The sequence below is a fragment of the Amorphus sp. 3PC139-8 genome, from assembly GCF_040750475.1.
GTDB lineage: Bacteria > Pseudomonadota > Alphaproteobacteria > Rhizobiales > Amorphaceae > Amorphus.
The window spans coordinates 18,776-29,666 of record NZ_JABJVY010000040.1 but is presented as its reverse complement, the minus strand read 5'-3'; the positions used below and the strand labels follow the sequence as shown (position 1 = coordinate 29,666).

The 10,891-nt window shown below is 63.7% G+C and carries 10 protein-coding genes; 6 read left to right on the top strand and 4 right to left on the bottom strand.

The genetic code is table 11. The features are described 5' to 3' along the window. Window positions 1-242 precede the first annotated feature (242 nt). Window positions 243-740 carry a DUF2937 family protein gene (locus HNS03_RS23930; RefSeq protein ID WP_367198564.1) on the bottom strand — a complete coding sequence of 166 codons (498 nt, stop codon included), beginning with the start codon at window positions 738-740 and terminating at the stop codon, window positions 243-245. A gap of 154 nt (window positions 741-894) precedes the next feature. Between HNS03_RS23930 and HNS03_RS23925 the strand changes: the two genes are divergently transcribed. The 4 genes from HNS03_RS23925 to HNS03_RS23910 all read left to right on the top strand — a co-directional run bounded on the left by HNS03_RS23925 (window position 895) and on the right by HNS03_RS23910 (window position 4,877). After that, complete coding sequence (locus HNS03_RS23925; RefSeq protein WP_367198563.1) at window positions 895-2,301, top strand: adenylate/guanylate cyclase domain-containing protein; 1,407 nt, start codon at window positions 895-897, stop codon at window positions 2,299-2,301. Window positions 2,302-2,395: 94 nt separating this feature from the next. After that, complete coding sequence (locus HNS03_RS23920; RefSeq protein WP_367198562.1) at window positions 2,396-2,947, top strand: O-acetyl-ADP-ribose deacetylase; 552 nt, start codon at window positions 2,396-2,398, stop codon at window positions 2,945-2,947. A gap of 283 nt (window positions 2,948-3,230) precedes the next feature. After that, window positions 3,231-4,208, top strand: coding sequence for a glutathione S-transferase family protein (locus tag HNS03_RS23915; protein ID WP_367198561.1), 978 nt, complete (start codon window positions 3,231-3,233; stop codon window positions 4,206-4,208). A gap of 246 nt (window positions 4,209-4,454) precedes the next feature. Continuing rightward, on the top strand, window positions 4,455-4,877 hold the full coding sequence (locus tag HNS03_RS23910; RefSeq protein WP_367198560.1) for a metallopeptidase family protein: 423 nt from the start codon (window positions 4,455-4,457) through the stop codon (window positions 4,875-4,877). A gap of 88 nt (window positions 4,878-4,965) precedes the next feature. Here HNS03_RS23910 and HNS03_RS23905 read toward each other — a convergent pair whose 3' ends face one another. Next, window positions 4,966-5,130, bottom strand: a complete 165-nt coding sequence (locus tag HNS03_RS23905; RefSeq protein WP_367198559.1) for a hypothetical protein — start codon at window positions 5,128-5,130, stop codon at window positions 4,966-4,968. 162 nt (window positions 5,131-5,292) lie between these two features. On the opposite strand from HNS03_RS23905, the gene HNS03_RS23900 reads away from it, so the two are divergent. Beyond that, window positions 5,293-5,958 carry a cytochrome c oxidase assembly protein gene (locus HNS03_RS23900; protein ID WP_367198558.1) on the top strand — a complete coding sequence of 222 codons (666 nt, stop codon included), beginning with the start codon at window positions 5,293-5,295 and terminating at the stop codon, window positions 5,956-5,958. A 169-nt stretch (window positions 5,959-6,127) separates the two neighbouring features. Next, the gene (locus HNS03_RS23895; protein WP_367198557.1) at window positions 6,128-6,595 is read left to right on the top strand and encodes a copper chaperone PCu(A)C; all 468 of its coding nucleotides are present in this window, start codon (window positions 6,128-6,130) and stop codon (window positions 6,593-6,595) included. A gap of 21 nt (window positions 6,596-6,616) precedes the next feature. Here the strand turns inward: HNS03_RS23895 and HNS03_RS23890 are convergent, their stop codons facing one another. Together HNS03_RS23890 and HNS03_RS23885 are read right to left on the bottom strand one after the other, a co-directional pair. Further along, on the bottom strand, window positions 6,617-7,636 hold the full coding sequence (locus HNS03_RS23890; protein WP_367198556.1) for a CHAD domain-containing protein: 1,020 nt from the start codon (window positions 7,634-7,636) through the stop codon (window positions 6,617-6,619). A gap of 100 nt (window positions 7,637-7,736) precedes the next feature. Beyond that, the gene (locus tag HNS03_RS23885) at window positions 7,737-10,889 is read right to left on the bottom strand and encodes a multidrug efflux RND transporter permease subunit (RefSeq protein ID WP_367198555.1); all 3,153 of its coding nucleotides are present in this window, start codon (window positions 10,887-10,889) and stop codon (window positions 7,737-7,739) included. Window positions 10,890-10,891: the final 2 nt, after the last annotated feature.

Below are 10,891 nucleotides of genomic sequence, written 5' to 3'. Positions count from 1 at the left end.
TCTCCGAGGGCGGTTGAAGCGTGGTAACTCCAATCTCCTCGGTCAGGCCCGAATGAACAACCTATCGAAACTCCACACTTAGAGCGTTTTCCGCTCAGATGGAAACATCTGAACGATAAGAATTGGCTCCAGATTCCATAGCTTGAACATGTCGGGGCCAAGTGGAAACCGGTTGGCCGACCGGAAACATGTCGAAACAATAACTTGGATCAGCTCCATGATCCGAGAAAAGCGGGGCGAGTTTAGGCCTCCGCGCCCCGCTTCCGCCGGCCGCCGGCAAAGCCGAAGAGATTAACCAGGGTGGCGCCGGCCCCGGCGCCGATTCCGCCCGCGACGGCACCTTCCATCGTGGTCGGAACGCCGGGCTCATAGTCGGCCCAGGCGGCATCGGCGAGCGTCGGGTCGAAATCCTCCGCCAGCACGACGATGCGGGCGAAGGGGCCGGCGGAGCGGAAAGCGACCTGCTGGCGGCTCAGTCGCTCATAGCGCTCGATCGTCTCCTGCATGGATTTTGCCCGTTCGCGTGGAAACGGATCCCCCGCCCGCGCGAGTGCGGCAAGCGCCTGAGGGCGCGTGTAACCGACCCGCTCCGCATCGGCATCGAACGAGGCGACGACGGCGCGCAGCTCATCCACGGCGCCGGAAAGACGCTGACGATATTGCTGAGCGAATTCCGGAACCTGCGAACCGACGACGCCGCAGAAGAGGGCTGCCGCCAATGTCAGAGTGCGTCCGACCATTTCTTTTCTGTCCGCCGTCTTCGGGCCCGCGCCACGGTGTTCGCCGATGCCCTTCCGAAAGCTTCACGATCCCGTCACGGATAGAATTGACGGACACACGAGCGTCCTCCCCATCTATCATTCAACGACGATCAGGTCGACGTGGAGCGAAGGGATGACGAACCGACCGCCCGTTCTCAAGCCCGTCGCTGGTTCGCGCCCGCGACTGGCGCTGGGTGACGCTTTCCACCGTGTCGGCGCCGGCACGCGCGCAATCCCGCTTCCGGAGCGGATCCGCCGCCTGGTCGTTGCGGAGGAGCTGAATTCGGAACGCCTGATCGGCTGGGTCCAGCTCGCCGTGGTGGTGACCTTCGCCTCGCTCTATGCCATCGCACCGCGTCCGGCCGACGCCGGCATGGTGATGCTGCAACCCGTGCCGATCGCCCTCGGCCTCTACTTCGTCTTCACGCTCGCCCGCATCGCCCTTGCCCGCCGCGACCGGCTGCCGGGCTGGTTCGTATACCTGTCGATGCTGGTCGATACCGCCATGCTGTTCGGGCTGATCTGGTCCTTTCATCTCCAATATAGCCAGCCGCCGGCCTTCTACCTGAAGGTGCCGACCTTCACCTATATCTTCGTGTTCATCGCGCTCCGGGCTCTCCGGTTCGACCCGCGCTTCGTCCTCACCCAAGGAGTGATCGCCGCGCTGGGCTGGCTGGCCATGGCGCTCTATGCCATCGAGGCCTCCGCACCCGGGACAGTCACGCGCTCCTTCACGACCTATCTCAGCGGCAACGCCATTCTGATCGGTGCGGAGTTCGACAAGGTCTTCGTCATCCTCACGGTGACGGCGATCCTGGCGCTTGCGCTGGCCCGCGCCCAGTCGACCCTGATCACCGCGATCCGCGAAAGCAGCGCCACACGGGACATGCGGCGCTTCCTTTCCGAAGGGGTGGCCGACGTCATCACCTCAGCCGAAGCTGAACTCTCCGCCGGCCAAGCCGTGGAACGGGACGCCGCGATTTTGATGCTGGACGTGCGGGGCTTCACGCCATTCGCGACCTCCGTCTCGCCTCACAAGGTGGTCGAGGCGCTGACCCTCTACCATGCGCTTGCCGTGCCGATCGTGGAGCGCCACGGCGGCGTCATCGACAAATTTCTCGGCGACGGCGTGATGGCGACGTTCGGGGCCGTTGCCCCCTCCGAGCGGGCTGCGGTCGATGCGGTCGCGGCGCTGGAAGAGATCTTGGCCGCCGTGCCGCACTGGCATGCGGCGCTTTGCGAGCGCGGGGTCGACGAGGCATTGCAAATCAATGGTGCAGTGAGCGCCGGCCGTATCGTTTTCGCCACCCTCGGCAACGCCGAGCGACTGGAATACACCGTCATCGGCGAGCCAGCGAACCTGGCCGCGAAGCTCGAAAAGCACAACAAGGCGGAGGGCAGCCTGGGACTTATCGATGCGACAACTTACAAGGCCGCGCTGGAGCAAGGCTATCGGCCGAGCCGACCCGTCCGCTTGCTGGACCAGCGCGCCATTGATGGCACGATGGGACGCACCGATCTCGTCGCTTTCGACGCCTGAGACGAACAGGTGCATGGGATTTTGCGTTTGACTTCGAAGTGCGGCCGGTTCGCTCGGGCTTTCCGCGCGACCTCAACCGAGACCGGAGAGAGACATGAAACTCGTTCGCGAAGACGCTCACGGCAACGGCGCGATCCGGATCACCGTCGGAGACATTACGACGCTCGATACCGACGCCATCGTGAATGCGGCCAACAGCCGGCTCGCCGGCGGTGGCGGCGTCGACGGGGCGATCCACCGCGCGGCCGGGCCGGAACTATCACAGGCGTGCAGCGCGATCGGCGGCTGTCCGACCGGAGAGGCTCGGATCACGCGCGGTTTCAATCTGCCCGCACGATTCGTGATCCATACAGTGGGACCAGTCTGGTCCGGCGGCGATGCGGACGAGGACCGGCTTCTGGCTTCCGCCTATGCCGCCTCGCTTGATCTCGCCGAAGCGAACGGCCTGGAAAGCATCGCCTTTCCGGCCATTTCGACCGGAGTCTACGGTTTTCCCGCATCTCGCGCTGCCGAGATCGCCGTTCGTGTCGGCTGCGATTGGCTGTCGGGCACCCCCGGCTCGGCGCGCACCGTCATCTTCTGCTGTTTCGGCGAGGACAGCGCCGCGTTGCATTCCGATGCCCTAGCCCGACGCAACGCCGTCTGAGGTAAAACGGTCCTCCCAAGCCAGACGAATTCGGTATCTGTCGCTGGGGTGCGACGGAGGACTGGAGAGACCGGCCGGCCCAACCTTCAGTTTGGGGAGAGTGATTTTGACCATGCAATTTAAGCGGGATGACATCGCTTAATTTGAATTCGACACTTTCTTACATACCACCGCTATGCGATGCCCTTTCGAAGCGGGCATCGGCAGCGGAACGATCGACTATCCGGGGGGATGGACAGGCACAAGGACAAAGGCGTGCCAAGCGCGCCGAAGAGATCGAACGATGGGTTTTCTCGAAAACGGCCGCTGGATTTCGGAAGAGCGAAGCGCAACCGACACCAAAGGCGCCTTCGTCCGACGCGGATCCAAATTCCGAAACTGGATCACAAAAGACGGCAGCGCAGGCCCCACCGGTGAAGGCGGTTTCCCGGCAACGCCCGGCCGGTACCATCTTTATGTCTCGCTCGCCTGCCCCTGGGCGCACCGCACACTCATTTTCCGAGCGCTCAAGGGCCTCAACGACCAGATCGGCCTCTCCGTCGTGCACTGGCTGATGGCGGAAAATGGCTGGTCCTTTCGCGACGGACAGGGCGTGATCCCCGATCCAATCCACCATGCCGACGCCATGTGGCAGGTCTACGTTGCCGCCGATCCCGCCTACACCGGCCGCGCGACGGTTCCGGTGCTTTGGGACAAAGAGTGCGACACGATCGTCTCAAACGAATCCGCCGACATCATCCGGATGCTGAATGACGCCTTCGACGACGTGGGCGCCGCCTCGGGCGACTACTATCCCGAAGCGCTGCGGCCGGAGATCGAGGCGGTCAACGAGCGCGTCTACGAAACCGTGAACAACGGCGTCTATCGGGCCGGCTTCGCGACCACGCAGGACGCCTACAACGACGCCGTCATAGACCTGTTTGAATCCCTGGACTGGTTGGAAGATCGCCTGTCGCGCCAGCGCTACCTGGTCGGCGATCGGCTAACGGAAGCCGACGTTCGTCTGTTCACCACGCTGGTGCGTTTCGATTGCGTCTATCACGGCCACTTCAAGTGCAACATCCGGCGCGTGATCGACTATCCGAACCTTTGGAATTTCACGAAGGATCTCTACCAGCGTCCGGGCTTCCGAGAGACTGTCGATTTCTTTCATATCAAGAATCACTACTACGCCAGCCACCGACAAGTGAACCCGACCGGCATCGTGCCGCTCGGCCCGGCAATCGACTTTGACGCTCCCCACGACCGCGATCGATTCTAGAGGACCCGAACGCCGTCCGGGTACGCGCCAAACAAAGGCGTAGAGCTACCCTGCCCGCTCACGAAATGGGGAACCGCTCTTAAGCGCGGCTACGCCCCGCACAGACCGAACCGTCTCACCCGCAAAAAGAACGGCCCGGCGTCATTCCGCGACGGGCGGGGGGACGAAAACGCGATCTATGCAACGCGGAAGCCGTCTGCTTAACTCCGATCGATCCGCACGACGGGTGTTTGACATCGAGAGCGCATGAAGACCCATTTTCCCGACCGTTGGCCGACCCTGATCGCCCCCGACCTCGACGCATTCGAGCAGTTGGGCCGCGAATCGTTCAATCGATTGCCGGAGTCCTTTCGCGCCCTAACCGGCGATCTGGTGGTGCGCGTGGCCGAATTTCCCGAACAAGACGCACTGACGGAGCTGGAGCTGAACTCGCCTTATGAGCTCCTGGGTCTGTTCGAGGGCATCGGCCTTGCGGCGTCGGGCGGAAATGCCGTCACCGGACAGATGCCGAACCATATCTGGCTGTTCCGTCGACCGATCCTGGACTACTGGGCCGATATCGGCGAGCCCTTAGGCGACATCGTCACCCATGTGCTGATTCACGAGGTCGGACACCATTTCGGCCTTTCCGATGCCGACATGGAAGCGATCGAAGCGGCGACGGATTAGAATTTTTCCGGTCAGATAGAATCCACGTGATCGGAAAGACGTACCTCCAGCCTTAATGACTTGAGCGAAAGGAAGAGCCTTCCGACGATCAGTCGGCCTTCGGATCGTCCTCGTCGTCCGGAGCGGGCTCGGTCATTGCCGGTGGATCGGACGCGGGAAACGTCTCGTCCAACGCCTCGTCGAGTTCTTCCTCGATATGCTCGCGTTCCATGTCGGACGGGGTCTGGTTGGGGCCGGTCTTCGGTCCCGACATTGAGGCTGCCATCCCGCACTCGCTTTCTGCTGGATTCCCGAATTCTAAAGTGGGCGCGGTCGGCGCCCAAGGCAAGCGCATGAAACGCCGAGCTGCGGCGTACTGTCCCGGCCGGCAAGCACTGCCCAACCACTGCCACAGTTCGCTTCGAGCGTCGGCGCCATGAACAACCGGCGCCATCTTCCGCTGCTCCTGACCATCTGCGGCGTCCTGGTCGTGATGGTCGGGCTCGTCTCCTATTCGCCCACCCTTTACCGGCTCTTCTGCGCGGCGACCGGCTACGGCGGCACCGTCAATCGGGCCCAGGCGTCGACCGGGTCGTCCACAGACGCCCCCGTCGACGCGACCCAGTCCAAGACCGTGACGGTTCGCTTCGATGCAAACGTCGCCCCCGGGCTGGAGTGGAACTTCAAGCCGGAGCAACACAGCGTCGAAGCCAAAATCGGCGAGCCGACCAAGGCCTACTACACCGCCACCAACCGCTCCGACGAAACGATCGTCGCCCACGCCACCTTCAATGTGACGCCCTATCAGGTCGCGCCCTACTTCTTCAAAATCCAGTGCTTCTGCTTCACCGAAGAGCGGCTTGAGCCCGGCGAGAGCGCCCGCATGCCCCTCGTCTTCTATCTCGATCAGCAGATGATGAAGGACGAAGACGCGGCCGACGTTTCCACCGTCACGCTGTCCTATACCTTCTTCAGGCAAACCGACTTGACGCAAGAAGAGATTGCCGCAGCGCGCGACCTGGCCGGCGGATCCGACAAACTCGACCAGACGCTTAAGTCCGACGCCTCCGTCGGCTTCGCCAACGACGCGCCGCGCCGCTAGAGGCTGTTCCGCTCGGATGGGCACATCTGAGCGGCAAGAAAAGGCTTCAGAGCCAATAGATTGAGTGTTCTCGGGCGCAGTGGAAACCGGTTGGCCGTCCGCAAACGCGTCGAAACAATCACTTAGACCCGCTCCGTGATTCCGCGAGTCCAAACCGATGCAGGTTCCGATGCCCCGAAGCTCCAGTCTCCGCCGCCCTCTCGCAATCGCCGCGCTCGCGGCAGCCGCCGTCAGCCTGACGCCGCTGGCCGCCACAGCCCATTCCTACAAGCTCGGCGACATCGCCGTCGGCCACATCTGGGCGCCGCCGGCCACGCCTTCCGACGGTGAAGTGCCGATTTACGCTCCGATTTTGAACGGAACCGATCACGAGGTGACCCTCACCGGCGCCTCGACGGACATCGCCGACGAGGTCCGCTTTCAGGCGGTGAAAGACGATGGCGAGGTGGAGACGTTCCGGTCGATCGCGCTGCCGCGGGGACGGCCGACCTCGCTCGCGGCCTGGTCCACCCACCTTTCCCTCGACGGGCTGCACAAGCCGCTACAGACTGGCGACGCCTTTCCGCTCACGCTGGATTTCGGACCGGACGGCTCGCTCGACGTCACCGTGGAAGTCGAATCTCAGGCCGGTCATTAGAAGACAGCCCAAAATTAAGGGTTACGCCGCAAGAGCGACTTGGCTCGCCTTGGTCTCAGCGCGCCACACCTTCCAATAGGCGCGCCACCGGGCGGAAAACACCTTCGACTTTTCCGCAAACAACCGGTCGCCGAGCGCGAACGCATCGGCCCGCAATTCTCCTCGGCGACGGTCCAGAAGCGCCAGAAAAACGGCGAGATCGTCGCTGTGGCCGAAGGCGTCCGGCTCTGCCTTCAGCGTCGCTTCCAGCACGTCGAGATCGTGATGGTCGCCGAGCAGATCGCCAAGCGCGCTGGCCGCCGACTGATGGGCACTCATCGGCTCCGGCCAGATCGGCGACAGGAGCCGGGTATGATAGCCATGATATTTAACGCGCTTGCGCCAGTCGTGGAGGGCCTCTTCCGTCGGCGATTTGCGCGCCGTGGCCATGGCGTCGCGGCCACGACCGTAGGTTTTCGCAAGCCCTTGCCAGACGGGTGCTGCACCTTTGGTGTCGAATGCCCACCTCAGCGCCCGCACCTTGCCGTCGACCAATAGATCGCGCACCTCCGCCAGCCGTTCGTCGATGTCGCGGCGCGACACCTCCTTGCGCCGAAGGGTCAGGCGACGCCGGATCGAGGCGAAGGCCGGGCGTTCGATCTGATCGTCGTAGGCCGCGGTCAGATCGTCATAGGCCTCGATCATCGCGCCCGTATCGCGCAGGGGAGACAAGAGCCGGCCGATATCGCGATAGGCGGCGTTTTCTTCCGCATAGGCCGGAAAGCCGGGCCGGACCAGCCGCACGAGACCGCGCAGTTTTTTGCACCGTTTGCGTACGTCGTGAACCGTCTCGTGACGGTCGCCCCGCTGATCGTCGATCTCGGCGATCGCCTTGTCGATCTGTTCTCCGGCCACCCGGCGCACCGCCTCTGCGACGGAGCCATCGGTGCGGGAGAAACGATAGGCCATGCTTGCCTCCTTGAGCGCTTTGCGGCGACGCGGCCTCCGGCTCTCCGTCCGGAGACACGTCGACAAACGACTTGGAGCCGATCCGCTCCCCATAGAAGCGCGAACCGGCTCCAAGTCCGATCGGATGACCACCGGAAGCGCAACGCGTGCGCGTCCGGTGGGTTCCGATCTCAAGCCCAAGGCCCGTCGAGGATCAAGCCCCTTCCGGTTGCGCCGGCGGCGTTTCAGGGGCTTCGGTCTGGTCGGCGGTCTTTTTCGCCTTGCCGGCGCCGGTGAGGCGCATGACGAACACGAAGAACACCGGCACGAAGATGATCGCGAGCACGGTGGCCGAGATCATGCCGCCCAAGACGCCGGTGCCGATCGCATTCTGGCTCGCCGCGCTGGCCCCCTCCGCGATCGCAAGCGGCGTCACGCCGAGGGCGAAGGCGAGCGAGGTCATCAGGATCGGTCGGAAGCGAAGTTCCGCCGCCTCAACCGCCGCATCGCGCAGCTCCCGTCCTTGCTCGCGCAGATCCTTGGCGAACTCCACGATCAGAATGGCGTTCTTCGCCGACAGGCCGATGATCGCGATCAGGCCGACCTTGAAGTACACGTCGTTCGACATGTCGCGCATCATGATTGCGAGCACGGCGCCGATCGCCCCGAGCGGGACCACCAGCATCACCGAGAGCGGGATCGCCCAGCTTTCGTAAAGCGCGGCCAACAACAGGAACACGAACAGGATCGACAGACCGATCAGCATCGGCGCCTGCGAACCGGAGGCGATCTCCTGCAACGACTGACCGGTCCACTCGTAACCGAAACCGGGTGGAAGCTCCGCCGCCAGCCGTTCCATCTCGGCGAGCGCGTCACCGGAGGAGTAGCCCGGCGCCGCCTGGCCGGAGATGCGGACCGACGGATAGCCGTTGTACCCGACAACCTGTAGCGGACCGCGGCTCCATTCCGCGTGAGCGAAGGCCGACAGCGGAACCATGCCGCCGTGGACGTTGCGCACGTGCAGGTCGAGAAGGTCGGATACCTGCATGCGGCTGCGGTCGTTCGCTTCGATGGTCACACGCTGCATCCGCCCGGCGTTCGGGAAGTCGTTGGCGTAGGCGGAGCCGAGATTGGCCGTGATCGCCGAGTTGATCTCGGCGAACGTGACCCCGAAGGTGTTCGCCTTCTCGCGGTCGATCACCACCGTCACCTGTGCCGCATCAGGCAGCCCTTCCACACGCATGCCCGTCAGGATCGGGCTTTGCGCGGCCGCCCCCAGAAGCTGGTCGCGCGCCGCAGCCAAGGCGCTCTGGCCGAGACCTGCGCGATCCTGGAGCCGGAAGGAGAAGCCGTTGCTCGTCCCGAGACCCTGGATCGGAGGAGGCGACAGCGAAAAGGCGATCGCATCCTTGATGCCGAACAACTTCATGTTGGAACGTTGGGCGACTGCCTGAGCGGAATCTTCCGGGCCGCGCTCGTCCCAGTCCTTCAGCGTCACGAAGGCAAGACCGGCGTTTTGACCGGCACCGGAGAAGGAGAAGCCCTGGATCGCAACCACCTGTTCGGCGGCGGGGTCGTTGGCGAAGACCCCCTCCACCTGCTCGATGACGTCGATGGTCCGGTTGGCGCTCGCCTCCGCCGGCGTCTGCATGTCCACGATCAGGAAGCCCTGATCCTCGTTCGGGAGGAACGCCGTCGGCATGCGGACGAACAAATAGCCGAGCCCGACCGCCACGCCGAGATAGACGATCATGAACAGACCGGCATAGCGGGTCGTCCCCCGAACCGTCGCACCGTAGCCGCGGGTCAGGCGGCCAAAGTTGCGGTTGAACCAGCCGAAGAAGCCGCGGCGCTCATGATGGTCCTTCACCGGCTTCAGCATGGTGGCGCAGAGCGCCGGCGTCAGCGACAGCGCCAGGAAGCCGGAGAACAGGATCGAGACCACCATGGTCAGCGAGAACTGCTGGTAGATCACGCCGACCGCACCGGGGAAGAAGGCCATTGGCACGAACACGGCCGTTAGCACCAGCGTGATGCCGACGATGGCGCCGGTGATCTGCTTCATGGCCTTGATGGTCGCCTCGCGCGGTCCCAGGCCCTCGGTAGCCATGATGCGCTCGACGTTTTCGATCACCACGATCGCGTCGTCCACCAGGATACCGATCGCCAGCACCATGGCGAACATGGTGAGCACGTTGATGGAGAACCCTGTCGCAAGCATCACCGCGCACGTCCCCATCAACGCGATCGGGACCACGATCGCCGGAATGATCGTGTAACGGAAGCTTTGCAGGAACAGGAACATCACCAGGAAGACGAGCACCACCGCCTCGACGAGGGTGTGCAGCACCTTCTCGATCGACTTCTCGACGAAAGGCGACGTGTCGTACGGGATGTCGTAGGTGACGCCTTCGGGGAAGTAGCGTTCAAGCTCCTCGATCTTCGCGCGAATGGCTTCGGAGGTCGCCAGCGCATTGCCCGTGGGTGAGAGCTGGATGCCGATTGCGGCCGCCGGCTGCCCGTTGAGGCGCGACGAGAAGTTATAGCTCTCGCTGCCGAGTTCGACCGAGGCGACGTCTCCCAGACGAACCATGGAGCCGTCGGCATTGGCACGCAGGACGATTTTTTCGAACTCTTCGACCGTGTTGAGCTGTCCTTCGACCAGGACGGTGGCCGAAATCTGCTGATCGGGCACCAGCGGCTGAGCACCGATCCGGCCGGCAGCAACCTGGGAGTTCTGGGCCCGGATCGCGGACAGGATGTCGTTGGCCGTCAGGTCGAGGCCCAGCATCTTGTCCGGATCCATCCAGATCCGCATAGCGCGCTGGGTCGCGAACAGCTGAGCGCTGCCCACGCCCTCGATGCGGCGGATCTCGCCGATAACGTTGCGGGTGATGTAGTCGCCGAGGCCGACCGGACCCATTGAACCGTCGGTCGAGGTCAGCGCCAACACCATCAAGAAGCCCGAGGACGCCCGGTCGACCCGGATGCCCTGGTCCTTGACGGTGTCCGGCAAACGCGGCTCCACCCGCCGAATGCGGTTCTGCACGTCGACGGAGGCCTGCTCGATCGAGGTCCCGGACTCGAAGGTCGCGGTGATGTCCACCCGCCCCGAGGCCTCCGACGTCGATTCGAAGTAGATCAGGCCGTCGATGCCGTTCAGCTCCTCCTCGATCGGCCGGGTGACCGATTGATAGAGGTCTTCGGGCGATGCGCCGGGATAGTTGGTCTGGATGGAGACCTGCGGCGGGGCGACCTTCGGATATTGCGAGATTGGAAGCTGCGGAATCGCGAGCACACCGGCGATCACGATAAAGATCGCGATCACCCACGCGAAGATGGGTCGATCAATAAAGAAACTCGGCATGG

Excerpts from the sequence above, each read along its gene's own strand:
- HNS03_RS23930 (WP_367198564.1), bottom strand. The coding sequence starts at position 740 with ATGGTCGGACGCACTCTGACATTGGCGGCAGCCCTCTTCTGCGGCGTC.
- HNS03_RS23925 (WP_367198563.1), top strand. The coding sequence starts at position 895 with ATGACGAACCGACCGCCCGTTCTCAAGCCCGTCGCTGGTTCGCGCCCG.
- HNS03_RS23920 (WP_367198562.1), top strand. The coding sequence starts at position 2,396 with ATGAAACTCGTTCGCGAAGACGCTCACGGCAACGGCGCGATCCGGATC.
- HNS03_RS23915 (WP_367198561.1), top strand. The coding sequence starts at position 3,231 with ATGGGTTTTCTCGAAAACGGCCGCTGGATTTCGGAAGAGCGAAGCGCA.
- HNS03_RS23910 (WP_367198560.1), top strand. The coding sequence starts at position 4,455 with ATGAAGACCCATTTTCCCGACCGTTGGCCGACCCTGATCGCCCCCGAC.
- HNS03_RS23905 (WP_367198559.1), bottom strand. The coding sequence starts at position 5,130 with ATGTCGGGACCGAAGACCGGCCCCAACCAGACCCCGTCCGACATGGAA.
- HNS03_RS23900 (WP_367198558.1), top strand. The coding sequence starts at position 5,293 with ATGAACAACCGGCGCCATCTTCCGCTGCTCCTGACCATCTGCGGCGTC.
- HNS03_RS23895 (WP_367198557.1), top strand. The coding sequence starts at position 6,128 with ATGCCCCGAAGCTCCAGTCTCCGCCGCCCTCTCGCAATCGCCGCGCTC.
- HNS03_RS23890 (WP_367198556.1), bottom strand. The coding sequence starts at position 7,636 with ATGGGGAGCGGATCGGCTCCAAGTCGTTTGTCGACGTGTCTCCGGACG.
- HNS03_RS23885 (WP_367198555.1), bottom strand. The coding sequence starts at position 10,889 with ATGCCGAGTTTCTTTATTGATCGACCCATCTTCGCGTGGGTGATCGCG.